19 protein-coding genes are annotated in these 24,675 nt (G+C 50.5%); 8 read left to right on the top strand and 11 right to left on the bottom strand.

Going from position 1 to position 24,675, the window contains the following annotated elements:
* The first annotated feature begins 104 nt into the window (after nt 1-104).
* From ACN4EG_RS17910 to ACN4EG_RS17895, 4 genes are all read left to right on the top strand, one after another.
* Nucleotides 105-1,622 carry a bifunctional metallophosphatase/5'-nucleotidase gene (locus ACN4EG_RS17910; protein WP_431631467.1) on the top strand — a complete coding sequence of 506 codons (1,518 nt, stop codon included), beginning with the start codon at nt 105-107 and terminating at the stop codon, nt 1,620-1,622.
* A 739-nt stretch (nt 1,623-2,361) separates the two neighbouring features.
* Nucleotides 2,362-2,694, top strand: a complete 333-nt coding sequence (locus tag ACN4EG_RS17905) for a MarR family winged helix-turn-helix transcriptional regulator (RefSeq protein WP_431631466.1) — start codon at nt 2,362-2,364, stop codon at nt 2,692-2,694.
* A gap of 268 nt (nt 2,695-2,962) precedes the next feature.
* The gene (locus ACN4EG_RS17900; RefSeq protein ID WP_431631465.1) at nt 2,963-4,366 is read left to right on the top strand and encodes an HlyD family secretion protein; all 1,404 of its coding nucleotides are present in this window, start codon (nt 2,963-2,965) and stop codon (nt 4,364-4,366) included.
* 116 nt (nt 4,367-4,482) lie between these two features.
* Nucleotides 4,483-6,108, top strand: a complete 1,626-nt coding sequence (locus ACN4EG_RS17895; RefSeq protein ID WP_431631464.1) for a DHA2 family efflux MFS transporter permease subunit — start codon at nt 4,483-4,485, stop codon at nt 6,106-6,108.
* 23 nt (nt 6,109-6,131) lie between these two features.
* Here ACN4EG_RS17895 and cls read toward each other — a convergent pair whose 3' ends face one another.
* Together cls and ACN4EG_RS17885 are read right to left on the bottom strand one after the other, a co-directional pair.
* Entirely contained in the window at nt 6,132-7,622 is a 1,491-nt protein-coding gene (gene cls, locus ACN4EG_RS17890) for a cardiolipin synthase (RefSeq protein WP_431631463.1), read from the bottom strand.
* Entirely contained in the window at nt 7,616-8,548 is a 933-nt protein-coding gene (locus ACN4EG_RS17885) for an endonuclease/exonuclease/phosphatase family protein (RefSeq protein WP_431631462.1), read from the bottom strand. Before ACN4EG_RS17885 ends, cls begins: the two co-directional genes overlap by 7 nt.
* A gap of 415 nt (nt 8,549-8,963) precedes the next feature.
* On the opposite strand from ACN4EG_RS17885, the gene ACN4EG_RS17880 reads away from it, so the two are divergent.
* Both ACN4EG_RS17880 and ACN4EG_RS17875 read left to right on the top strand, forming a co-directional pair.
* Nucleotides 8,964-11,654 (top strand): CBS domain-containing protein, encoded by a 2,691-nt coding sequence (locus ACN4EG_RS17880; RefSeq protein WP_431631460.1) that lies wholly within the window; start codon nt 8,964-8,966, stop codon nt 11,652-11,654.
* Nucleotides 11,655-11,775: 121 nt separating this feature from the next.
* Nucleotides 11,776-13,152 carry a PQQ-dependent sugar dehydrogenase gene (locus tag ACN4EG_RS17875; protein WP_431631459.1) on the top strand — a complete coding sequence of 459 codons (1,377 nt, stop codon included), beginning with the start codon at nt 11,776-11,778 and terminating at the stop codon, nt 13,150-13,152.
* Nucleotides 13,153-13,333: 181 nt separating this feature from the next.
* Here ACN4EG_RS17875 and ACN4EG_RS17870 read toward each other — a convergent pair whose 3' ends face one another.
* Nucleotides 13,334-14,110 (bottom strand): intradiol ring-cleavage dioxygenase, encoded by a 777-nt coding sequence (locus ACN4EG_RS17870; protein ID WP_431631458.1) that lies wholly within the window; start codon nt 14,108-14,110, stop codon nt 13,334-13,336.
* A gap of 314 nt (nt 14,111-14,424) precedes the next feature.
* Nucleotides 14,425-15,153, bottom strand: coding sequence for a hypothetical protein (locus ACN4EG_RS17865; protein ID WP_431631457.1), 729 nt, complete (start codon nt 15,151-15,153; stop codon nt 14,425-14,427).
* A 339-nt stretch (nt 15,154-15,492) separates the two neighbouring features.
* Here ACN4EG_RS17865 and ACN4EG_RS17860 point away from each other — a divergent pair, with 339 nt between their 5' ends.
* Both ACN4EG_RS17860 and ACN4EG_RS17855 read left to right on the top strand, forming a co-directional pair.
* The gene (locus ACN4EG_RS17860; RefSeq protein ID WP_431631456.1) at nt 15,493-16,224 is read left to right on the top strand and encodes a response regulator transcription factor; all 732 of its coding nucleotides are present in this window, start codon (nt 15,493-15,495) and stop codon (nt 16,222-16,224) included.
* A gap of 2 nt (nt 16,225-16,226) precedes the next feature.
* Nucleotides 16,227-17,723, top strand: coding sequence for an ATP-binding protein (locus tag ACN4EG_RS17855; RefSeq protein WP_431631455.1), 1,497 nt, complete (start codon nt 16,227-16,229; stop codon nt 17,721-17,723).
* Between the two features lie 12 nt (nt 17,724-17,735).
* On the opposite strand, the gene ACN4EG_RS17850 is transcribed toward ACN4EG_RS17855, so the two are convergent.
* From ACN4EG_RS17850 to ACN4EG_RS17820, 7 genes are all read right to left on the bottom strand, one after another.
* Entirely contained in the window at nt 17,736-18,404 is a 669-nt protein-coding gene (locus tag ACN4EG_RS17850; protein ID WP_431631453.1) for a DUF1614 domain-containing protein, read from the bottom strand.
* A complete protein-coding gene (locus ACN4EG_RS17845; protein ID WP_431631452.1) occupies nt 18,401-21,244 on the bottom strand; it encodes a cation-translocating P-type ATPase in 2,844 nt (947 codons plus the stop codon). Before ACN4EG_RS17845 ends, ACN4EG_RS17850 begins: the two co-directional genes overlap by 4 nt.
* A gap of 310 nt (nt 21,245-21,554) precedes the next feature.
* A complete protein-coding gene (locus tag ACN4EG_RS17840) occupies nt 21,555-21,911 on the bottom strand; it encodes a hypothetical protein (protein WP_431631451.1) in 357 nt (118 codons plus the stop codon).
* 503 nt (nt 21,912-22,414) lie between these two features.
* Nucleotides 22,415-22,582, bottom strand: coding sequence for a hypothetical protein (locus ACN4EG_RS17835; protein WP_431631450.1), 168 nt, complete (start codon nt 22,580-22,582; stop codon nt 22,415-22,417).
* Nucleotides 22,583-22,648: 66 nt separating this feature from the next.
* On the bottom strand, nt 22,649-22,864 hold the full coding sequence (locus tag ACN4EG_RS17830) for a hypothetical protein (RefSeq protein ID WP_431631448.1): 216 nt from the start codon (nt 22,862-22,864) through the stop codon (nt 22,649-22,651).
* A 26-nt stretch (nt 22,865-22,890) separates the two neighbouring features.
* Nucleotides 22,891-23,517 (bottom strand): GerMN domain-containing protein, encoded by a 627-nt coding sequence (locus ACN4EG_RS17825; protein WP_431631446.1) that lies wholly within the window; start codon nt 23,515-23,517, stop codon nt 22,891-22,893.
* 128 nt (nt 23,518-23,645) lie between these two features.
* Nucleotides 23,646-24,323, bottom strand: coding sequence for an Hsp20/alpha crystallin family protein (locus ACN4EG_RS17820; protein ID WP_431631444.1), 678 nt, complete (start codon nt 24,321-24,323; stop codon nt 23,646-23,648).
* Nucleotides 24,324-24,675 lie beyond the last annotated feature (352 nt).

Raw genomic sequence — 24,675 nt, 5'->3', positions numbered from 1 at the left:
TTTCAATCCCTAACTAGAAATTTTCCTTTAGATTGCACCTAGGATTGTGCCTGGGGCTGGCTGAAATTCTATGATGGAAGGGTTGATCAGCAGCAGATAAATCCATGAAAGGTGTTCGAGTCGGACAACAGGTGGCGATCGCGTTGGCCGTATGGAGTATGGCCTTGCCTGCTTGGGCTGAAGTGGTCAAGCTTAATTTATTGCAGTTCAATGATGTCTATGAAATCACGCCAGTGCAAGGCAATCAGCGGGGGGGCTTAGCCCGTTTAGCGAGCCTACGGCAACAGTTGCTGCGAGAGAATCCACGCACCTATACCATTTTGGCCGGAGATTTCCTCAGTCCCTCTGCGTTGGGTACGGCCAAGGTTGAGGGCGATCGTTTAGCGGGGCGTCAAATGGTTGCTGTTTTGAATACCTTGGGACTCGACTATGCAACCTTTGGCAACCATGAATTTGATATTTCGGAACAACAGTTTAATCAACGCCTAAAAGAATCTAAATTTCAATGGTTTTCCAGTAATGTTCTGGACAGAACGGGTATCTCCTTTCCCAATGTGCCTAAATCCGTGGTATTCAATGTTAAAGGAAACAAGGGATCAACCGTACGAGTGGGTTTAATAGGTTTAACCATTGCGTCCAATCCTGTGGATTATGTGCGGTATCAGGATGTGTTGGAAGCTGCCCGTCAACAGGTGAAGGACTTGCGCGATCGTGCGGATATTCTAGTAGCTGTGACCCATTTGAGTATTGATCAAGATCACCAATTAGCCGAAGCGGTTCCCGAACTAGATTTAATTTTAGGTGGCCATGAGCATGAAAATATTCAGCAGTGGCGGTTTACTCAGCGCCCCGCCCGATCGGCCCAATGTCCCCTGTCTAAGACGCCGATTTTTAAAGCGGATGCCAATGTAGTAACGGCTTACATCCACCGCCTCAGTTACGACACCACCAGCCGCTGCCTCACGATCGCGTCAGAATTGCGGGATATTACTGCCGATCTACCGGACGATCGGCGAACTGCGCAGGTAGTACAGCAGTGGGTCACTAAGGGCTTTGCGGGCTTCCGGGCCGATGGCTTTGAACCGCAGCAGGTCATCGCCACAACACGAATGGCCCTAGATGGGCGAGAAAGCGTGGTGCGGAACCAAGCAACTCCGTTAACGGATCTGATTGCCCAATCCCTGCTGCGATCGACTCAGGGAACGGATTTGGCAATTTTCAATAGCGGTAGTATTCGCATTGATGATGTCATTCCAGCAGGGGTAATGACGCAGTACGATGTGATTCGCATTCTACCCTTTGGGGGCAAAGTGCTGACGGTCAATCTGCGCGGCGACATTTTGCAGAAAGTTTTGGAGGTTGGCCAAAGTAATCGCGGTAACGGCGGGTACTTGCAAATGGCCAATGTGCAATTTGATGCCGCTAAGCAAGCCTGGTTAATTCAGGGCCAACCGCTGGAGCCTCAACGGGTTTACCGAGTGGCTACTACCGATTTCTTGGTGAGTGGCCGAGAGCAGAATTTAGGTTTCCTGAAGCTCGGAGAACCCGGCATTCAACTGGTGACTACAGGAGAAGATGTTCGCTTTGCTTTGATTCAAGCATTGAAATTATTATCTCCTTAAAAATTTCATGCTCTGTGTCTGAGCTGATGTGATTTCCATTACTCATTTTGTTACTGTTGGAAATTTTTCAATCTGTAACGATCGAGGCTTTCAGCCAACTAAAGTTCGATCAATTCGCTACTATATAAGTGGGCTAAGTAGTCAGCCCTCCCCTCCAAAAAGCAGCAAGTCTCTGGACTATAGCGCGGATAGATAAGAGAAGCTGAACGGAAGTCCCGAAGGACACAACAACGGAGGATCGTTACTACGCAACCCACAGTCCGGTTGGTTAAGGAGGCAACCTTGCAGCAAACTGAAAATGAGACCTAAAGCGGGAGTACAGGAATCTAAACTGTCTCCCGCTTTGTTCTGTTATGGTTTGTTGCAACCGATTCTATTCAGCCAATACCGATTCTGTTCAACCAATGTCGATCGGTAAAGACTTGTAGCTATTCCTATTGGTACTGGGCGCGGAATGGTCATACCCCTAAAAAGGCAGAAAAACCCAGGGATTAAAATCATTCATTGGAAATAGTTAGACAAGCTAACTATTGGCTATTATAGGGGAGTGTTAGTCATTTTGAAGGACTGTCAACACACTTGTCTCCCTATTGCAATGTCTTGGACTATGGAAACTTCACGCCATCCTCCTTATATATCTCCCGCTGAGCACTGCGCATCAGCTCTCATTAAAACGGTGCCTTTGATTATGCAGTTGATTCGGGCTGAAATAAGGCAAGCGCCTTATTCAAACCTGTCAGTGCCTCAATTTCGTCTCTTGGCGTATTTAGAACAACAGCCAGGGAGTTCTCTATCCAAAGTAGCGGAATACCTGGACGTAACGAAGGCAACGGCTTCCACCACGATCGAACGCTTAGTTCAAAGTGGCCATGTGGATCGTTCAGTTGATCCCCAAGAGCGTCGGTATGTCAGGTTGCAATTAACCGATCATGGCCTCCAGGAATTGGAAGCGATGCGCCAAATGATTCGCAATCAACTAGCTGCCTTATTGGCCTCGCTTCCACCGGAACAACTTGCATCGATCGGAACAAGCCTGCAAATCCTTTACCAAATTTTTCAGCCGATCGCTTAATCATTGAGATGAATTTATAGATAGTACATCTACTGAAAAAGACTTCAAAGAAATTTTTGACTCACTTGTCCTTCAATGTTGTCTTTCAACAACTATTCTAAGATTGATTGTTATTTAATTTTTTAATTTTATTTTCAATTCTCTTGGTTATCTAACGCTGACTATCTGTGTATTCCCTATGAATTTTCAGCAATGTTACGAGTCGAATTCTTTGATCGCGCAATTCTAATTCAAGCTTCCTACCGTAGTCTATTTTCCTAGATTCGCCATGAACTCTCAATCGCAGATTTCCCAACACTCATCGGACTCTCCCCTTCCTCCCACTGAAGCCATGCCTTGGGCCAAGGATGAGATGCAAAGCGTGCAATCGCCGATCGTGGCTGAACCACTGGCCCCAGATTCACAAGTTACTGATCCTGACCCCAATCTTTCTCCCAAGGGGAATTCTAAAAAGATTCTGTGGTGGACGATCGGAGCGATCGTGCTAACTATAGGTGGAGCATTTGGCTGGCAGTTTTGGCATTTTCAGCGCACCCATGTGACCACTGAAAATGCGCAAATTCAGGGACATTTATCGCCCATTTCTTCCCAGATTCCCGCAACGGTGAAACAAGTGCTCGTGAAAAATGGCGATCGGGTTGAAGTGGGACAGCCCATGATTATCTTGGAAGATCCCGACCTCAATCTAAAAGTGCAACAGGCAGAAGCAAATTTAGCGATCGCGGAAGCCCAATTGCAAGCCGCGCAAGATAATGTCAGCCTAACGAGCCAAACAAAGCCGACTCAGTTGCAGCAATCCCAAGCAAAATTGGCAGCCAATCAATCGGCGATCGAGGCGGCCCAAGCGGCGGTGCTGCAAGCCCAGGCAGCCGTGGAAACCAATCAAGCTAACGTCGATCGGGCTAGAACCGAGGTGAATCGGACTCGTCTGGATTGGCAACGCTATCAGCAATTGGCCAATGAAGGGGCCATTCCCACCCAGCAGTTAGATACCGCCAAAGCCGCCTACGATAGTGCCCAGGCGAATCAGGCAGCGTTGCAGAAAATGGTAGCCAGCGCCCAAGCCCAGGTTGCCAGTGCCCAAGCGCAATTGCAAAAGGCCGAAGCCGAAGCGGCGGCAGCCCAAGGACAAGTGGCTGAAACTCAAGTATCTACCCAGACGGTGAAAGTACAACAGGATCAGCAACAGCTAGCCCAAGCCCAAGTGAAGCAAGCCAAAGCTGCTCTGGATCTAGCTCGCCAGCAGATCAAATATATGGTGATTAAAGCGCCCGTTAGCGGAACGGTGGGTCAGTTGATGGCGCAGGTGGGACAGAAGGCCCAAGTAGGTCAACCCCTCCTATCAGTCGTGCCCCTCCAAGCGAGCGAAGTTTACGTAGATGCAAACTTTAAGGAAACGGCCTTAGGAAAACTGCACATTGGCGACAAGGCTGAAGTGGAAGTGGATGCCTATCCAGGGCAAACGTTCTCAGCCACGATCGAAGGAATCAATCCAGCAACGGGATCAAGCTTTGCCTTAATTCCACCGGATAATGCCACGGGAAATTTCAATAAAGTTGTGCAATGGGTTCCTGTGCGTCTGACCTTTGATGACAATGGGGATGCCCAAGGGAAGCTCAAACCGGGGCTGAGTGTCAAAGTAACCGTCGATACCAGTTCCGACGATCGTTAATTTCTGAATGCTGCACACTTTAGCGCCTAATTGCTACAGGAATCAGTGTTTAGGCACTGAATTGTGTGGCCATTGAATGATGATTATTCCAAGAATGCCATGCCCCCAAAAATGCCATGACTACTCCTCGTTCAGCAACTCGAGCTACTCGTTCCTCGGCTTCCTTAGCGGCTACTTTGCCAGGGGAAGGAACCTATGTGCAAGGAACTTTAAAATGGTTAATCACCATCACGGCTGCACTGGGTGCAATGCTGGAAGTGATCGATACCAGTATTGTGAATGTTGCTCTCAATGACATTCAAGCCACGCTAGGAGCAACGGTGAGCGAAGTGGGCTGGGTTGTTACCTCCTACGGCATCGCTAATGTGGTCTTAATTCCACTCTCGGCATGGCTAGGCAGTAGATTCGGCAAAAAATCCTACTTTGTCTTTTCGATGATTGGGTTTACGATCGCGTCGGTTCTCTGCGGCTTATCCACCAATCTGCCCCTGTTGGTCATTGCCCGGATTTTACAAGGACTTTGTGGCGGTGGCCTTTTAGCAAAAGCGCAGGCGATTTTATTTGAAACCTTTCCCCCTGCGGAACAGGGCATTGCCCAAGCGGTGTTTGGGGTGGGGGTGATTGCGGGACCCGCGATCGGGCCAACCCTGGGAGGCATTCTCACGGATAGTTTGGGATGGCGCTGGATTTTCTTTATTAACCTACCGATCGGCATTCTGGCCGTAGCCATGGCTTTACTATTTTTGCCGCCCGATGCCCCCAAACAAGCGAATAATCAGGTGTCTGTAGACTGGTGGGGGATTGTTCTGTTAATTGGTGCGGTGGGTGGCCTACAAACGGTGCTGGAAGAGGGACAGAAGGAAGGATGGTTAGCTTCTAACTTTATTGTTACCTTAATCATCACCAGCGCAATCAGCATGGCGTTGTTTATTTGGTGGGAGTTGCGCGTCCGGGAACCTGCCGTGGATTTGCGCGTGTTGCGCCATCGATCGCTGGCGGCGGGGAGTTTGTACTCAGGGGTGGTGGGCATCGGCCTGTACGGTACGCTGTTTGCGGTTCCCTTATTTACCCAGGGGGTACTGCGGTTTTCTGCGACCCAGACGGGATTCCTGCTGGCACCGGGGGCACTTTCCTCCGCCATTATGATGATTCTGCTAGGTAAACTGTCCAGCAAAATTGATGCCCGTATTTTGATTGGTTTGGGCGCGATCGGCTCCAGTCTGGTCATGTTTCAGTTAGCGACGATTACCCCTCAAACGGGAAGTGATGAGCTATTTATGCCGTTGCTGTGGCGCGGCGGGGTAACGGTCCTGATGTTTTTACCCTTGAGCCTCGCGTCCCTAGGGGGATTGCCTAAGCAGGAGATCTCTGCGGGGTCAGGGTTCTATAATTTGACCCGACAACTGGGCGGGAGTATTGGTATTGCGATTTTGACGACCCTACTCGCCCAACGCGAAGCCTTTCATACAGCGGTTCTTTCGGCAAAACTAACAGTCTTTGATCCCGAAACTCAACAGCGCCTCGCCCTGATGACAGAACTGTTTCGCAGTCGTGGTTCAGATGCAGTGACAGCCCAAGCTCAAGCGCTGGAAGCAATGCAGCAAGTTATCCGAACGCAAGCAGCGGTTCTATCCTATGCCGATACGTTCCGCGTTGTAGGCATTATGTTTTTGTGTTCACTGCCGTTATTACTGTTTCTGGGCAAAGGTCAATCTAGAGGAAATGCAGCCAGCTTACATTAACGATCGATCCATGCTGCTGCTGGCTACAAAACAGGTGCTAACAGCCGAGCAATACGGGTTGCCAGCTTAAATAACCCTGATCGCTGATTATAGGTTGTTAATTTAACGGGATCAGCCCGTTCAAAATCCTCACCTAACATGGTTTCAATTTGCTGGACACTATGGGGCGTTGTCATCATCACCGTCATTTCAAAATTGAGAAAAAACGATCGATTATCCAAATTAACACTGCCCACCCCACCCAGGCGATCGTCAATTAAGATTACCTTTTGGTGCATGAAACCTGCTTGATAGCGATAGAGCTTGACACCTGCTGATTGCATTTCGTTGTAATAGGAAAAGGCGCAGAGATAAACCAGCAAATGATCGGGCCGATCGGGCATCAAAATTCGTACATCTACGCCTCGCAATGCGGCTAACTTCAGTGCAGTTAACGTTGCTTCATCAGGCACAAAATAAGGGCTAGCAATCCAAAGCCGGGTTTGGGCTTGGTTAATGGCATTTACGAAAAATAATAGACAGGCGGGTAAACGATCGGCAGGCCCCGTGGGAAAAATCAGCACGGACTCTGGGGCTGCTGTCGCGGCTACCGGGGAAATCTGCCAGGAGACGCTGGGAACCTTGCGCGTGGCCCAGTACCAATCCCCCAGAAAGACACATTGCACGCATTGCACCGCAGGGCCTTGTAACCACAGTCCCGTATCACGCCAAGGTGACAAGGGTGGATGTTTGCCTAAATATTCATCTCCAATATTGAGTCCACCGACAATTGCGACTTTGCCATCGGCAACGACGATTTTACGATGGTTGCGGAAATTTATTTGGAAGCGATTGCCTCGGCCCCGAGTACTTTTAAACACACCGACCTCAATGCCCGATCGTTGTAACGATTGCACATACTGCTTAGACAGGCCATGGGAGCCAATGCCATCGTACAGGACGTAAATTCGCACCCCTGCTTGGGCCTTGGCGATTAACGTTTGGCGGAACTGATTGCCGATGCCATCATCTTGCAGAGTATACATTTGCAGTAAAATATCATCCTGCGCGTTGTCGATCGCTTGCAACATGGTTTGATAGGTGCGTTCCCCGTCAATCAACAGTTCTGTTGCATTATCTGTTGTAAAAGGTAGGGGGCTAAGCATTTCAGCAAGGCGCTGAATGGAATAGGATGAAGGATTAACGGTTATCCGGTACTGGGAAATTTGTTGATAGGCAGCCTCGACCCGTTGACGGTGTTGTAAATAGGCAGTGTGCAGCAGTTCCGCATAGCCATGGAAGCGACGACGACCAAAAATCCAATAGAGGGGAATGGCCACCCAGGGAAGCAAAACCAGTGAAAGGCTCCAAGCGATCGCGCCACGGGACGATCGTACAGACATTACCGCATGGGCCGCATAGATTACCCCTAGGACTTGCACCAGCCCAAGGAGCAAACTGAAGACAAGAACAGTCTGACCCGCCGTTAACATGGGCAAGGATGGCAGCACAGGCAGCAGCAGGACGCCTAGCACGCTAACTCCAATAACAAAGGCTTGTGATCTGAGGAGTGGATACTGCCGATGACTTGGGCGGTGGCGGTGGTTTGACGAAATCCGCGATAAAACACGTAGTCTAGGGGGGGAGAGAGTAGAAAACGCTTAATTTGCAAGGTATCCAGCATCGGAAACACCGCTTGCGTTAAGCCCAACCGTTGGGTCATCCGCTGAAGACAGTGCCACCGCGATCTCGACCAGGTGTTGAAATCACCGGAAAAGACGATCGGGCCGTCATGGTCAGCCATTCGCTGTTCTAGGGTTTCTAGCTGCGCCTGAAATTTTTTCAATTCAACGAAATTAATCAGATGGGCATTAACGGTAAGCAAGCGATCGGGACTGGGGGCCGTGGGGTGATCCCCGCTGGGCGCGATCGCATATTCCGTACAGAGTGCAACTTTTGGCGTTCCCACGATCGGTTCATGGTGGGTCGTCAGAATTGACTGCCGCTGAGCAGACCGCACCGGAGCAGCGGTCAACACGCCAGAATAGGTATTGTGATAGGTGTCCAAGAAATTGGGGGCAAAGCTCCAAGCCAACTCTGTTAAGGCTGGTAAATGGCGACGGTGGGCGCAAAGACGGACTTCCTGTAAAAACACCAAATGGGGCTGATAGGTGCGTAATAGGCGAGTAAAGTCGCGATACCAGGTTAAATCATGGTTGTTTTTGGCAATATTCCAGTTGAGGATGCGCAGCGAAGATCCTGTGAACGCTGACGATTCCCCAATAACCGTTGAGCTGGTTGAATCCTGGTGGAGGGCCGCAGGGGGGGACGGCTCCGATTCTCCTACAGCTTCTGGATCAAAGATGCGCGGAGTGGGTTGATCGATAATGGCTGTAGATTGACGACAAAACCGTTGGGACGGTAACCAGGTAGGGAGATTGAATAGTTGGGTTAAACTCATTCGCAAAACAAGCTCATTCGCAAAACAATGGGTTCACAGGATGATCGGGCTCTTGTACGGCTAGCTTAACACTTGGTAAAATTCTTGATTTTAAAGAAAAACCTGGATTACCCTTCACGATCGTCCCATAGAGAACTTGTTTGCACCCAAACTTTTGGAGAGAACTGTGTAAGATAGGGGGTGAATATTCGGTATGTCATGGGTTCGGTGTGCCATGGGTTGGGTATACCACGGGTTCGGTGTACCATTCGACAAGGGATTGTGACAAGGGATTGTGACAAGGGATTGTGACAAGGGATTTCGACAAACAGGGATTTCGACAAGGTATTTCGACAAGGTATTTCGACAAGGTATTTCGACAAGGTATTTCAGCAAGGTATTTCGACAAACAGGTATTTACCCACCCTGATCTGGTATGGTTTTTTCTTTCCCTGTGACCTCTCCCCCTCCCCTATCCCACATTGTGGATCCCAATCCCCTGCGGATTCGTTCCCAAACGTCAGTGCAGGCCGCGATCGCCTTCATTGTGCAGGGCCAATCCGCCAGTGATGAGGTTCAGGCCGCGATCCCCCATCAAGATATCGATCCGGTGGCAACTCCGGCGGCACGATCGCAGGGCTGTGCCTTAGTGGTTGAGGGCGATCGTTTCGTGGGCCTGTTTACGGAACAGGATGTGGTCAAGCTTGTGGCATCGGAACGGGCGATCGCGGGCCTGACCCTAGCAGAGGTCATTACCCCAGATTGCATCACATTGTCCCCATCGGTGTTGACTAATACGTTTGAGGTGCTGAATTACATGCGCGAGCACCAAGTGCGCTACCTGCCGATCGTGGAGGAGACAGGTGTTCCGGTGGGCTTGGTCACTTTGGATCATGTGCGCCAAGCGCTGCGTCCAGAAAATATGTTGCGGGTGCGTCAGGTGTCGGAAGTGATGACGCGGTCTGTAATCTATGCCCAGCCGGAGGCATCTTTGCTGCAAGTGGCTCAGTTAATGGCCACCCATGGCATTAGTTGCATTGTGATCGCAACGGAAGACTCGGATTTAGCACTCGATCGAACGGGCGATCGAATGGGCGATCGTGCCCTTGAACCAACCTGCACAAGCGTTCTCCAACCTGTGGGAATCGTTACCGAACGGGATATGGTGCAGTTCCATCGCTTAGAACTGGATTTTGTAACAACGCCCGCTCAGGCAGTGATGAGTACCCCATTGCTTTGCCTACATCCGGAGGATTCCCTTTGGCAGGTGCAGCAGGAAATGCAGCGGTATCGGGTGCGTCGATTGGTGGTAACGGGCGATCGGGGCGAGTTATTAGGACTGGTGACCCAAAGCAGCCTGCTAGCAATGTTTGATGCAGCGGAAATGGGGATAACGATTCATTTATTGCAGCAGGAAATCCAGCACAAAACCCAACAATTGCAACAGACGAACCAGCAACTCGAAGTGGAAGTTGCCCAGCGGCGCGCAACGGAATCCGTTTTACTGCAAATGCAGTCAGATCTGGAACAACGGGTGGCCGAACGGACGGCTGCGTTAACGGAAATGAACCTGCGATTGCAACAGGAAATTAACGATCGACAGCAAGCCGAACAAAAAATTCGCGAACAGGCTGCGCTCTTAGATATTGCTAACGATGCGATTTTTGTACGGGACTTAGATGCCAGGATTCTTTACTGGAATAAGGGCGCGGAACGGGTGTATGGCTGGTCTCAGGCGGAAGCGATCGGGAAAAATGCCAATCATCTGCTGTATCGAGATCCTTCGCCGTTAGAGGCTGCCTTTGAAGTAACCCTGCACCAAGGCGCTTGGCAAGGTGAGTTGCATAAATGTAATAAGTTGGGGGAAGATTTAGTCGTTGAGAGTCATTGGACCTTGGTGCGTACCGAAACGGGCAGTCCACGATTTATTTTAACGGTGGATACGGACATTACCGAACGCAAACTGTTGGAAGCGCAATTTTTACGGGCGCAGCGGCTCGAAAGCTTAGGAACCTTAGCCAGTGGCATTGCCCACGATTTGAATAATATTCTCACTCCGGTTTTGGCGGTGAGTCAGCTATTGCCTTTGCGGTTACGGGATCTGGATGAACCCAGTCAGCGATTACTCACGATTTTGCGAGAGAGTGCCCAGCGCGGCAGTGACCTAGTGGCGCAAATTCTCTCCTTTGCTCGCGGGGGGGAAAGTCAACGATCGCGCTTGCAAATCGCGCCGCTACTGAATGAAGTAGCCCGGATTGCGAAACAAACATTTCCAAAGTCGATCGATATCCGCTTGGAAAGCGCCAATGCTGATCTGTGGGCGGTGATGGCGGACAGTACGCAATTGCATCAGGTGTTGATGAATTTAACAGTCAATGCCCGCGATGCCATGCCTGAAGGGGGCACATTAACCCTCAGCGCAGAGAATGTTATGGTGGATGAAAGTTATGCGCGGATGCATTTAGATGCGATCGTGGGGGCCTACGTGGCGATTGCGGTAACCGACACGGGGATAGGCATTGCGCCGGAATTGCTCGATCGGATTTTTGAACCGTTTTTTACGACCAAAGAAATGGGCAAAGGCACGGGTCTGGGGCTTTCCACCGCGATCGGAATTATTAAAAGTCACGGGGGATTTGTTAATGTCTACAGCGATGTGGGCCAGGGGAGTTGCTTTACGGTGTATTTACCTGCTGCGACCGAAGGGGCGGAAGCTTTGGAAATGCCCAATCTAGAACCGTTAATGGGCAATGGGGAATGGATTTTGGTGGCCGATGATGAAGCTGCGATTCGAGAAATTACAAAAGCTTCGTTAGAAGCCTATAATTACCAAGTCATAGTTGCTAATGATGGTGTAGATGCGATCGCAGTATATGCAGAAAGGAAATCTGAAATCTTTGCAGTTTTGCTAGACATTATGATGCCATTGTTGGATGCACCAACAGTTATTCGAACGCTTGTTAAAATTAATCCCAATGTGAAAATTATTACAATGAGTGGCTTGGCTGCCAATGAAGCGATCGCCCATGCTCGGACTGCCAATGTACGATCGTTCCTGGCAAAACCCTTTACAGCCCATGATTTGCTGAATGCACTGCACCAATTACGACAGTCTGTGAATCCCTAGGGATTGGTGGAGAACGGCTCTTAGATTACCTCCTTCATGACGGCTGCTATTCTCTTTTTCACAGGGAAATGATTGACCTTTTATAATGGCCAAGGAACCCTAGAACAAATGGTGGATTCCCATGGTGATTTGGAGCAAACTGGCTGGGAATAAACTGGCTGGGAATAAACTGGCTAAGAGCAAACTGGCTGAAAGTAAACTGACTGAAAGTAAACATTCGATCAATAGTCTGCTGGGCGCGAGTTTGGGCTTGTTGCTCACGGGTTGTCTGTGGACGTCCGATGAGAAAGCTCGATCGCTGCCCGATCCTGGTTTAAGTTCTCCATCGAATGCGCCTGCCCAGTCCCAAAGTGCCCAGTCCCAAAGTGCCCAGTCCCAAAGTGCCCAGTCCCAAAGTGCCGTAGATGCTAATCCTCCGGTTAACATCACACCAAGCATTCGGCAAACGACGATCGTGGAAGGGCTAGAACGGCCTTGGAGTCTAGCTTGGCTACCCGATGGCGGGATGCTGATTACGGAAAAGGCAGGGCGACTGCGTCTGGTGAAAAACGGTCAACTAGACCCAACCCCGATCGCTGGGGTGCCAGAAGTTTTAACCGTCGGGCAAGCGGGCCTATTGGATATTTCGCTCCATCCGCAGTTTGCGCAGAATCGCTGGATTTACCTGACCTATTCCCATGGCACCCCGGAAGCCAATCGCACCCGCTTAGCCAGAGCGACTTTTGATGGCAAAGCGTTAAAAGATTTGCGCGTCATTTTTGAAGTCTCGCGGACGAAATCCGACGGCCAACATTTTGGCTCGCGCATGGTTTGGCTACCAGATAACACCTTTCTGTTAGCGATCGGGGATGGCGGTAATCCTCCCGTGTCCCTGGATGGCGCATTGATCCGGCAACAAGCGCAGAATTTACAAAGTCGGTTAGGCAAAATTGTGCGCCTGAAGGATGATGGATCTGCGCCCCAGGATAATCCCTTTGTTGGAAAAAAGACGGTGGATGCTGCGATTTGGAGCTACGGTCACCGGAATATTCAAGGGCTCGCGATCGATGCCAAGACCGGGCAAGTGTGGGCGACGGAACATGGGGCGCGGGGAGGCGATGAACTGAACCGGATTGAATCAGGACAGAATTACGGTTGGCCCTTGGTCACCTACAGTCGCGAATATGCGGGTGGGGAAATTTCCTCCGAGCGATCGCGTCCGGGTCTGGTTGATCCCAAATTGGTCTGGACTCCAGCGATCGCGCCTTCTGGACTGACGGTCTATCGCAGCGATCGGGTGCCCGCTTGGCAAGGTCATTTATTCGCGGGGGGATTAGTCTCCCAAGACATTCGCCGCATTCAAGTGGACGATCGGGGCACTGTAGTGAATCAACAGCAAATTACCGTTGGTCAGCGGGTGCGGGATGTGCGCCAGGGGCCGGATGGCTGGCTGTATGTGCTAACCGATGCAGCTAATGGACGACTCATTCGGCTGGAACCGTCACCGGAGAGCCGTTAGGGAACGGTGGATAAATTAAATCCCAAGTGGATGGGTGGGAGGGTAGGGGGGTAGGAGGGTAGGGGATGTTATTTTTTAGCAAATCCCTTGGTGGGTTAAATAGAAATTGCTGGCTCTAGACAGATGACTCTTGGAGAGCAGTTAAGGCTGTCATGACTTGTGCTGGTCTATCTTTTTGCAGTCAGCCCTCCAGTTGCAAGCCGATCTCGAAAATGGCGGTGTATCCTGGGCCTACTGGATTGAGGCTGAGTAACAGTTGATCACCGCCATTACGGTAAATTCCGTCATTGGCATTCCGGGTGGTGCGTTCGCCTTGGCTGTGATAGGGCAATTGGGCATAGACGCGATCGGTCACGGCATCATCAAAATACAGTTGGGAGGTGAATTCATAATTCTGCCCGGAGCTGTTGGTGAGGCGAATTTTAAAATGGATGTGAACCGTTCTTCCAGAATACCAGCCGGGATAGATCGTAACGAATTGCGTAATACCTTCATCGTTCGTAAGTTGATAGCCCCGGAGGAAGTTTTGCCCGATCGTATTAAAGCTGCGATCCTGAACGTCAGAGTAAACGCCGTTGGCATCGCAATGCCAAATATCGACCATGGCACCGACGATTGGTTGGCAGCGATCGGTGCTGATTTGCGAAACTCGAAATTGCAACGCTAGGGGAATTCCTGCACTAACGGCTTGGTCAGCGGTATTGATCCGAATGTCCGATCGTTGAAGTTTTTCATCGACAAAGTAGGGGCCTTCCGTTTGGGTGGGGCGCGCAATACAACCCGGTAGGCCCCGAGTGAAATTACTAGAAGCCAGGGGCACGGCTTTTGACTGGGAAGGGCGGGACTCGGCACGGTTCGCCACACAGCCTACGAGAAACATCGTACTGACCGATCGCCCGATCGCGAGGGCTTGGCGACGGCTGAAGCGTTGCTTGAAAATCCAGTGATTTGGTTTCATGGTCGATCGTCTGATGATGTAGATCACTCATGCTGGCACAACCAGCTCGGGGGCATACAGGAAAGCACAGGATGAATTCCCAATTAATTTCAGGAAAAACACGACTAGCGACAGGGAAGCAATCATTTGAGTGATTGGGGATTGGGAAATAAGGGTGATGCGAGGCGATCGGGACATCTAGCTCACGATCGCAGGCTGGCAGGTCGTCTCCATTCAACTGACAAACCTTTAAGAACGCCATGGTTTTCCTAATAGTTTTACGGATTCCAAGATTTATCAGTCAAACAATGAGCACCCTAATCGACTATCTCAACTTAAGAAGCTTGCCCAGGTGCAGAGGGCATCCCCTGATTGGGGCCTTGACCTTCCGGGGGACGAGGCGGAATTCCTAAGGCGTCAATCAACTGCTGCTCCGTAACGCCTAATTTGGCGGCAGCGGCCTTCAGGTTAGGACGGGGGGGACGTTGTCCAGGTTGACCATTGGACTGTTCGCTGGGGGGATTGGCGGGAACGCCCAAAGCGGCTTTCAGTTGCGCTTCCGTGACCCCTAACTTGGCAGCGGCAGCCTTCAGGTCAGGTTTGGGCGGGTGGGGCGGCAATCCCAGGGCATTCACTAACTTCTGTTCCGAAATTCCCAACTTCGCGGCTGCACCCTTGATGTCTAACTTGGGAGGCCGTTTGTTGCCTTGCCCATTCTGCGCCATCGGCCCATTCTGGCCATTGGGTTGCCCGTTGCCTTGCCCGTTGCCTTGACCATTCCCTCCGGGCGGATTGGCGGGAACCCCTAGAGCGGCCTTCAGTTGTGCTTCAGTAATGCCCAGCTTGGCGGCTGCCGCTGCAAAGTCAATGCGAGGGGGGTGTCGCCGCTGGCCCTGGGAAGGATTGCCCGGTTGGCCGGAATTTTGATTTTGCGCGATCGCATTACCGTTGGCAGAATTGCCGTTAGAAGGCCGCGCCAAACTGCTGGAAGCAAAGCTGACACAGCCCACAGCCCCCAACAACACGGGAATCACGACCAAAGCCAAACGTTGAGATTTACGCATATCCAATGTCCTACAATGTCTAAAAGATTGAGAAAGTTCAGTAAAACGGCTTGGGAACTGCAAGGATTGGCCTCGCTTCCGTTGCTCTACTCTGATTAAGCCCCATCAAAATAACAATTCCTACGGGCTATAAATTACAGTTTTGTAATTTTTGAATCTGGGAAACTGCGTACAATGGGAACTAATACTAGATTGATTTGTGATCGCAACAGATAACGATCCCCCTAAATGCCCCTGATTAAGGGGGACTTTGAAACGGTTTGACTGAATTTCTGATTAAGAGGGGGCTAGGAGGGATCGAATCTGTTGCATTGATCGATCAATTTGGTGTAACAATTTTTGCTGAAACTTCTCGATCGATCAGCCACCGTGAACATCCTCTTTATTGAAGACGAAGCTAGAATTGCTGATTTTGTGCAAGCGGGCCTTAAGGAACAGGGCTTCGTCGTGGACTATTGCGATAACGGGGATGATGGAAATTTTCGGGCGTTGGAGAATGAGTATGATGTGATTTTACTGGACATTATGGTGCCGGGAAAGGATGGGTTGGCCATTCTGAAAAGTCTGCGGCGATCGGGTCGCAACGTTCCCGTGATTCTGTTAACGGCTCGGAATGAGTTGGACGATCGCTTGGAAGGGTTGAATTTGGGAGCCGATGATTATATTGCGAAACCTTTTTTTGTGGAAGAGTTAGTGGCGCGTATCCATGCGGTGGTGCGTCGTAGCCATGGCGATCGACAAAATCTACTCTCTGTGGGGCCGCTCAAGCTCGATCGCATTACCCGCGAAGTCACTTGCAATCAACACATTGTGGAAATGACGAGTCGCGAATTTAATTTATTGGAATATCTGATGCGATCTCCGGGACGGGTGCTGACTCGGACACAGATTTTGGAACATGTGTGGGGTTATGACTTTAATCCCAATACCAATGTTGTGGATGTTTGCATTCAACGGATTCGTAAAAAGATTGATCCGATCGGGGGTTCCGGCTGGTTAGAAAGCGTACGGGGCGTGGGCTATCGGTTTCGCCAACCCGATGGGCCAGCAGTAGGGCCAGCAGCAGGATAATGATGAAATTGCGCTCCTTTCAACTGCGGCTAACGCTGTTTTCGACGCTCCTAGCGGGTCTCACCCTAGTTGGTTTTGCAGGATTGTCCTGGAAGCTGATTTATGATGCAAAAGTCAGTCGTTTGGATAGTAATTTAACCAATGCACTGAAACGGGCGGGAATGCCCCGATCGGAAAACCGTTGGCAAAGCGTAGAAGCCTTTCTCCATCGGGAATTGGGGGTGAGCGCCAATACCCAAGTTGGCTTGTTGGTGCGGGATGGGGCAGGAACCGTGATGTATCAATCTCCGGACTGGGCCCCGCAGCTCGCACAATTCAGATCCTTTCCGCCTCGGCCTGTGCCTAACCGCAATCCCGTCAATTCGCCCCGGCTACCGTTGTCTCCAGTCAATGGGAATCTGTTACCTCCCAATAATGCCCGTCCAGGGATGCGCCCAGAGTTTCAGCCCGATCGTCCGCCGCCCGAACCCCCACCGATCGCCATTCGCTACAGTCCCCAAGGGGCTTGGCGCATCGGTGCCGCTAGTTTTCCCCAAACGCAAATCGCGATCGCGGTGAGCTTGCAAAGCATCGATCAGGAAATGACGGTGATTCGTAATATTTTTGTGATTGCCATTCCCGCCGTTTTGCTCTTAGTTGCCGGGGGAGCTTGGTTTCTGGCCGCCCAAGCCCTACATCCCATTCAGCAACTAACCAGTGTGATCCAAAAGGTCTCCAGTAAAGGGTTAGATCAACGGGTGTCCGATCGCGCCCTCGATCGGGAATTTGTCCAACTGATTCAAGTGTTTAATCAAATGCTGGAACGGCTAGAGCATAGCTTTAAGCAAGCTTCCCGGTTCAGCGCTGATGCGGCCCACGAATTGAAAACGCCGCTAACGATCTTACAAGGTGAATTAGAACAAGCGATTCAACAGGCAGAAACGGGATCGCCTCTACAACAGCAGCTAGGCAATTTATTAGATGAAGTCCGTCGCCTGAGTAGTATCGTGCGTAAGTTACTCTTGTTATCGCTGGCGGATGCAGGACAGATGCGATTGTTTAATACCGAAGTGAATCTATCCGCTACATTATTGGAAATGCTGGAGGATTTTGATTTACTAGCTCCAGAGTTACAGATTAAAACCACGATCGCGCCATCGTTAACCGTCTGGGGCGATCGGGATTTACTGACCCAGGTGTTACAAAATCTCTTTAGTAACGCGATGAAGTACAATCTGCCCAACGGTTGGATCGACATTCAGGCGCAAGCTCGGGGCAGCCACATTAACGTCACCGTCCGCAATGCTTCTAGGGATCTTCCTGACCACGATCGCCAACGTATTTTCGATCGCTTCCACCGGGGAGATCCCGCCCGTACCCGCAAAATTGAAGGGACGGGCCTAGGACTCAGTCTCGCGCGGGAAATTGCCCGTGCCCACGGCGGCGATCTGCAACTAGAGAAAGCCATTCCTGGCCAAACCGCCTTTGTGCTGATCCTGCCTAGCCGTAAACGGAATTGAATCAAGCTCCATCTAGGCTAAGAGAACAGAGAACAGACCACAGAGAAGAATGCCATCAAAGACGCCTGCTCCCCCAATACTTAAAATGCCCGAACTCATGCTTTCGATGTCCTTGAGATGGAGTAAATCTGCCCCAATCAAAACGCCTAAAATACCCCCTGCAAAGGCGATCGCGGGAGTATGGGGTTGTCTTAGGGCGATGGCCGTCAATGCCGCTGTAATTGGAGCCAGCAAAGGATTCATTTGAATGCCAATGCCCGGTACAATGTGCGCTGCATAGTAGCTGACGATCGTGACGATCGCAGTGACCAATAAAATCGGCACAGCCGGAGCTTGATGGAATTGATAGAGCGCCAACAAACTGGGCAAAACACAGCCACCGACATTCAAGGCCACGATCGTCATCTGAGGTACGCGGTGAAAGGGAATTCCCCAATACTGTTTCTGATGGAAAAAGATCCAATCGTCGAGTAAATCCACCTGGGATTCTGTTTTGTAGAGGGGGATATTAATTGCACTGCCCAGAATGACCAGTACCAACATCAACCCACCCACCATCGGCGAAAATCCCAACTTCACCGCTGCAATCTGTACGACCTCCAGGGTGACGGTAAACCACAGAATGGGTAACAGCAATAGCAATAGGATGAACAAAAGTCCAATAACCGGTAGGTAAATCATAGGATTTTTTTCAATGACAGGGATGATCGATGAGAACGCCGCCGATTGACTACCTTGCGCACCTCATCTGCCAATAAAATTATTACCGGACACAGTAGCAGTAAGAACCAGTAATGGGATTGAAAAGGATTGGTTGAGAAAATGGTTTGAAAGGGTGTGAAGTAGATGACCGATAAAATAATGATCCATTCGACCACAATGCCGATCCAAATTAATGGATTGCTAAAAAAGCCTAATCGGAAAATGGAAATCCGTTCCGATCGACAGGCGAACACGTTCCCATCCTGGCCCGCAACGATCGCCGCTAACATTAACGTCGTGGCTTGGTGATAGATCGCGAGAACGGAAGCATCTGCCGATCGGGCTAAAATGCTGGGGGTTGCGGCCTGCAACTCGCTTAAGCCATAGCCATGGGCCAACCAGACCAGAAAAAAGCCGGTCATTCCGAGCAAACCTTCAATCAGACCCAGAAAACAATAGGCCCGCAGCATCAGGGATTTATCTAACAGGGGTTTCTGCTTATTGCGGGGGGGCTGTTGCATGGTGCCCACCTCTGGTTTTTCTGCGCCTAAGGCCAGCGCGGGAAGCATATCGGTACCTAAATCAATGGCCAGGATTTGCAAAATCACTAAAGCAGGCGGGATTTTGAATAGAACCATGGCGAGGAAGGGTAAAAACTCCGCTGCATTGGACGACAGAATATAGGTCATGAATTTACGAATATTCTGATAGACCGATCGACCCTGTTCGATCGCGCTGACGATCGTGGCAAAATTATCATCCACTAGCACAATATCCGCTGCTTCCCGCGCGACATCCGTCCCATTCATTCCCATGGCAATCCCAATGTGGGCCGATCGTAACGCCGGAGCATCATTCACCCCATCTCCTGTCACAGCTACGATATGACCTAATTCTTTGTAGGTTTGGACTAACCGTAGCTTTTGTTCCGGTGCCATCCGAGCGAAGACCAACCCTTCTGTCCAGCGATGTAAAATCTGTTTCAATTGAGCATTAGATAGGTGATTTAACTGCTCTCCCGTAATGACTCGCTGCTTGCCATCTATCAAGCCGATCCGACGGGCAATCGCCTCTGCAGTCAGGCCATAATCCCCCGTTACCATGGTTACTTGAATGCCCGCTTGGCGACATTGGGCGATCGCGTCGGCTACTTCCGGGCGGGGCGGGTCAAACATAGCAACTAACCCCAGAAAGGTCAATTGCTGTTCTAGATCTTCCGGCGCACAGGTTTCCAAACTTTGATCCCCTTCCCGAATCGCGACCCCTAACACCCGATAGCCCCGACTGGCAAGACGATCGTTTTCTGCCATAATTTGTGCTTGAATCTCTGGTGTCAAGAGTTCGCCGTGATTGTCCCGCAGCACTTGATGGGAATGCTGCAACACATCCAACGGGGCTCCTTTCGTGATGGCTAAATGCGTACCCGCCGATCGCCAGAGCGTTTCATCCTGGGTTACATCTAACAACACCGTCATCATCCGCCGCACAGAATCAAAGGGAACTTCCCGCCGTCGTGGGAGGGTCTGTTGCAACTGCTCTAAATCCAACACCGCCTTGCGCCCCAAGGTTACCAGCGCCGCTTCTGTGGGGTCGCCCACGGCTTGCCACTGGCTAGAACCGGGCTGACAGCGCACCTGGGCGTTACAACAGAGGGCTGATCCCGCAACGAGCTGCATGACCTGCGATCGTACACGCCCATCTTCAATCACGACCTGTCCGGTTGTTGGATCATATCCCGATCCCGTTACTTCAATTTCCCCCGGCCCATTGCTCCGCAGCATCCAAAGATGGCGCACCGTCATTTCATTTTTCGTTAAGGTTCCTGTTTTATCCGTACAAATCATCGTTGTTGCACTCAGCGTTTCCACTGCCGATAAGCGCCGCACCAAAGCATTCTTTTTCGCCATGCGCTGTACCCCGATCGCCAGTGCTAAACTAACGGTGGGCAGCAATCCCTCCGGCACAAAGGCAACAATAATCCCGATCGCAAAGACAAAACTTTCCTTTAAGTCCATGCCCACTAACCATTTGGTCAGCAAAAAAACAATCACGCCCATACTGAGCGCGATCGTGGTAATTACATGCACCACCTGGGTGATCTGTACTTCCAGGGTGCTGGGTTCCCGTTTGATGTTGGCAGTAAGGTGCGCTACCTGGCCAAATTCGGTATGGGTTCCGGTGGCATAGACGACGCCCAAGCCCCGTCCTGAAGCCACGGTTGCCCCCGCAAAGACTAAGTTCGGTGCATCCGACGCTCGCATTTTTTCGGCGGCCACGGGCTGCATGTTTCGCGGTACAGGCATGGATTCCCCCGTGAGGACGGACATGTCCATGTAGAGGGCCTGGGCGTCTACCAACCGGGCATCGGCGGAAATGCGATCGCCCTCCTCCAACTGCATAACATCCCCCGGCACTAATTCTCGGGCGGAGATGATTCTCAACAGGCCATCTCGATAGACTTTCACTTGGGCGGGTAGCACTTGCTTCAGGGCTGATAGGGCTTTCTCCGCTTGAAACTCCTGCCAAAAACTAAACAGGGCATTAATCCAAATAACAGCCCAAATCGCCCAGCCCAGTTCCGGCGTTCCCGACACAAAGGCTAAAATGCCACCCACCCACAACAACAACGCCATAAAGTGGGTCAGTTGGTCGGTAAATCGTAGGATGAGGGGACGCTGAGCGGGTTCGGGTAATTCGTTAAATCCATACTGTTGCAGGCGGGCGATCGCTTCGGTTTCTGTCAGACCCCGGGGGGAACTCTGGGAAACTTGATAGACCTCATCTGGGGTAATAGTCCAAACTGGAGGATGAAACGGCATGGGTGATATATTCCTTAATACAAACCCAATAGTGAAGATGTCGTAGAGACGTTCTCTAGAGAAATACTATACGCCCTACAATCCTTGACTTGGCTACTAATACAGGTAGCATTAATAATTCATCAGATAACGTAACGACCGCAACAATCTCGGTCAGTCTTTGGGGCTGATGGGATGAGTTATTGATGGTTGGACATAAAAATAAGCTAGCTAAGAATTTTAGCTAGCTCAAGGATGCGGGATGCTGGGGGTGCCGATACGATCGGGTAATCCATTCCCCCCCTAGTAACGGTTCCTCAACTTTTCATCCCTAGCCAAACCAGTGGGATGGTGCTAAGCCTGCATCACATTCTTCTGGAATTTGGGCGGGATCGCTAAATTCTTTCAGCAATTCCAGAATCCCTTCATGGATCAGCATTGGAATGGATTCTTCGGCTTGAACCGAGCAGATCCGCCCGTTGGTAAAGCTTTGTTGTTCCTCTGACTGATCGGCATCGCAGGTTGAATAAATACTCTGTACCCGTGTGAGCACATAGGCCACCAATTCTTGGCGCATGTCAGGATTTGCAAATACCTTGTGATAGGGATAATCTGGATAGTTTGAAAGAACTTCCTCAATTTCAGCCAGTACCACAGGTGTTGTTAAATTAACTAGTGTCTTTGTCATAGAGCCACCTCCTTCCCATGATTACAATGATTTTCCAATCAATCACGATCGCGCACTCAATCCGTCATCCCCACGCTACTGATCATCTACACCCTCCTTACAATCTAAGCATCACTTGCAAGACACAATCCAAATTCTCACTGATTACCTCTGCGGTCGAACTTGCCATCCAAATTACCGTCTAACCTACCGTCTAACCTAGCGTTAACCCGTTAAGCCAAACCTCACACCGAGGGATTTGCAAAGAAATAATATCCCCTCTTCATTCCCCTACCCTCCTACCCTTTTACTCTCCTACCCCTACCCAATTGGGATTTTATTTATGCACTGTTCCCCTAGCAGCTCCAGCCATCCACTTGACTGGCAACTTGACTGGCAACTTGACTGGCAGTGAGAAATTTCCCCCACCTACAAGAGGTTCAGGGGAAACCCACGGAAGTTATCCATCGTCCAACGGTTAGGTATCAGCACTAATGCCAACCCGATCGCCCTCATTTCGTGCATTATGAATGACCTTTGGCTGACTCTCCAGAAAAGGGCTGGACTCCTGTTGCTGGGTAATCATCATCACTCGGCCCAAAAATCCGGGTTACTGCTTTACCAACGAAGCGTACTAATTTCTGGCCATTACGTTTGCTAACCACCATCACTTTTCGGAATGTCCTAGTCATACAAAAACCTCCTCAAACAAACTGAAAATTATCCTGACCCTATTGCGCTGAAAGTTAAAGCTTCTCCTACGATCGACCAGAGGTCATGGATTGCTGCCAACAACTTTCTAAATGTTGGGTAATTTGATACTCCCAACACCGCTCTAGAAACTGTAATCGTCGTGCTTCCATAAACCGCTGGGGATGCCATACCACGCTTGCCGTTGAACTAAACAGCGGTTGGCAGAGATATTGCCACCAGAGGGAACGCTGCACAGCCGATAATTGTTTCCAAATGAACATAGACACTACCACCCCCTATTCAAAACCTATTGCAGTGAAAATTCGTGAACAAATTGCTGCCGAGTCAATGGGGCATCTAGTACTAAGCCTTCGCCGCCCAAGGGATGGGCCTCATCCAGTACCTGACCTTCCACAGCCAGATATACCTTTGCCTGGGGGTCAATGCTGGTGACGGTGTAGAGTACCTGCGCCACCCGATGAATCAAACTGCTGCTGCCGCCCCCTTGGGCAAACTCACGGGAGAGATTAACGTGGATGCCATTGGGTTCTATCGTCAGGGCCAAGAGGCGGGTTCCAGGAGGAATCGTTGTGCTGACTCCGGCATTGGGGGGCGATCGTAGAACCTGTTGCAGACTTTCCGTTAACTGTTGTGCGGTGGATGCCCTGGGTGAAATCGCAACCGTTTGCGCTACTAGCTCCAGACGATCGCCCTGCCCTCTTAGCCAATAGGCTTTGGGCACGCTGATCAGCGTTGGGTGTGGTAGCGCCAGTTCTTGGGGAAGGGGGTCGGTTTGCAGGCTCGATGGTAAGGTCAACAGCGTGCCGAGCCACCACGTTGCTCCTAAGGCCAAGAGGAGTAGGAGGGTAGAATTGAAAAAGCTATCCCGCACCAAAAATGGTTTTTGACTAGGTGATGGTTGCTGGAGTCTCATCTTGCCCTCCTTCTCCCCGAACTGACCTGCTTTTACAATCTTTCCTCACCGATCGAAGATCTCCTCACACTCTAAATTCATCACACCCTGAAGTGAACGGTTATCCCGGCACCGTCATCTCCTCAGAATTAAACTGGAGCCCCAATGCTATCGGCAGCGCGACGGTGGGTCGTTTCTTCTAGGTGCGTTTCCTTTTGTCGATCGCCGACTACCGCTTCCCGTGCTTCTTCGGCAATCTGCCCCCCCTCGGGCTGAGCCATGGCTTCTGCCGCCCGACTATGCACCGTTTCCGCCCGCTGTTCTGCTTTGAGGCGATCTTCGGTAACGGCTTCTCGCATTTTTTCTTGCAGTCCTAAATCAACTTTGACGACATTGCGACGGGCTGTTTCAACCTTCGGCATCGTCAACATCAACATGCCATCTTTGAATTCTGCCTTCACGGCTTCATTCTGAACGGCAGCGGGCAATGGCACCATGCGATAGAACTTGCCATAGCGCAGTTCAGACCGCACCATTCCTTTCTCTTCGGTTTTAGACTCCTCACGATGTTCGCCGGAGATGGTAACCCTATTTTCTCCGACTTCCACGTTCAATTCTTCAACGGGGATTCCTGGCACTTCTGCTTTCAAAAGAATGGCCGTCTCCGTTTCTTGCAATTCGATCGCGGGAGTCCAGGTCATATCTCCCACCTTCGGCAGCAGATCCGTCAAGGGCTCACCATGAACCAACGTATCAAAGAGATGATCCACTTGTTGCCGCAGGGCTTGGATTTCTCTCAGAGGTTGCCAACGAATAAGAGACGACATACAGTTTCCTCCCTGTAGACGATGGATTGAGAGTGAAGTTAAAACCAGGTTAATCAATGCCTGATTGAAGCTTCACTTATAGGGTAGGAAAACAATTTGAGGAACTTGTGAGGATACAAAAAGAAACATGAAGATTTCCCATAAAAATGAGAGATTTTTTGTTGATCATAGGGATGGTGACGATCGACCTAGGAACAGCGCTAAGATTAGATAACGAAATGTGAAATTTTCAATGGACTAACCTCTAGTGGAGTGTCAGGATTAATTTTGTGAGTTTGAGCGAGAATGGATTTAGGATCTGATTGGTTCTGAAATCCACTCTTGTAGGAATATCGTATGGGCAAAGTGTACA

The organism is Alkalinema pantanalense CENA528, assembly GCF_050753345.1.
Classification (GTDB): domain Bacteria; phylum Cyanobacteriota; class Cyanobacteriia; order Leptolyngbyales; family Leptolyngbyaceae; genus Alkalinema; species Alkalinema pantanalense.
This window is presented reverse-complemented; position numbering and strand designations above follow the sequence as displayed.

Excerpts from the sequence above, each read along its gene's own strand:
- ACN4EG_RS17840 (WP_431631451.1), bottom strand. The coding sequence starts at position 21,911 with ATGACAAAGACACTAGTTAATTTAACAACACCTGTGGTACTGGCTGAA.
- ACN4EG_RS17865 (WP_431631457.1), bottom strand. The coding sequence starts at position 15,153 with ATGCGTAAATCTCAACGTTTGGCTTTGGTCGTGATTCCCGTGTTGTTG.
- ACN4EG_RS17900 (WP_431631465.1), top strand. The coding sequence starts at position 2,963 with ATGAACTCTCAATCGCAGATTTCCCAACACTCATCGGACTCTCCCCTT.
- ACN4EG_RS17830 (WP_431631448.1), bottom strand. The coding sequence starts at position 22,864 with ATGTTCATTTGGAAACAATTATCGGCTGTGCAGCGTTCCCTCTGGTGG.
- ACN4EG_RS17845 (WP_431631452.1), bottom strand. The coding sequence starts at position 21,244 with ATGCCGTTTCATCCTCCAGTTTGGACTATTACCCCAGATGAGGTCTAT.
- ACN4EG_RS17870 (WP_431631458.1), bottom strand. The coding sequence starts at position 14,110 with ATGAAACCAAATCACTGGATTTTCAAGCAACGCTTCAGCCGTCGCCAA.
- ACN4EG_RS17875 (WP_431631459.1), top strand. The coding sequence starts at position 11,776 with ATGGTGATTTGGAGCAAACTGGCTGGGAATAAACTGGCTGGGAATAAA.
- ACN4EG_RS17885 (WP_431631462.1), bottom strand. The coding sequence starts at position 8,548 with ATGAGTTTAACCCAACTATTCAATCTCCCTACCTGGTTACCGTCCCAA.
- ACN4EG_RS17820 (WP_431631444.1), bottom strand. The coding sequence starts at position 24,323 with ATGTCGTCTCTTATTCGTTGGCAACCTCTGAGAGAAATCCAAGCCCTG.
- ACN4EG_RS17895 (WP_431631464.1), top strand. The coding sequence starts at position 4,483 with ATGACTACTCCTCGTTCAGCAACTCGAGCTACTCGTTCCTCGGCTTCC.
- ACN4EG_RS17825 (WP_431631446.1), bottom strand. The coding sequence starts at position 23,517 with ATGAGACTCCAGCAACCATCACCTAGTCAAAAACCATTTTTGGTGCGG.
- ACN4EG_RS17855 (WP_431631455.1), top strand. The coding sequence starts at position 16,227 with ATGAAATTGCGCTCCTTTCAACTGCGGCTAACGCTGTTTTCGACGCTC.
- ACN4EG_RS17835 (WP_431631450.1), bottom strand. The coding sequence starts at position 22,582 with ATGACTAGGACATTCCGAAAAGTGATGGTGGTTAGCAAACGTAATGGC.
- ACN4EG_RS17850 (WP_431631453.1), bottom strand. The coding sequence starts at position 18,404 with ATGATTTACCTACCGGTTATTGGACTTTTGTTCATCCTATTGCTATTG.
- ACN4EG_RS17910 (WP_431631467.1), top strand. The coding sequence starts at position 105 with ATGAAAGGTGTTCGAGTCGGACAACAGGTGGCGATCGCGTTGGCCGTA.
- ACN4EG_RS17880 (WP_431631460.1), top strand. The coding sequence starts at position 8,964 with ATGGTTTTTTCTTTCCCTGTGACCTCTCCCCCTCCCCTATCCCACATT.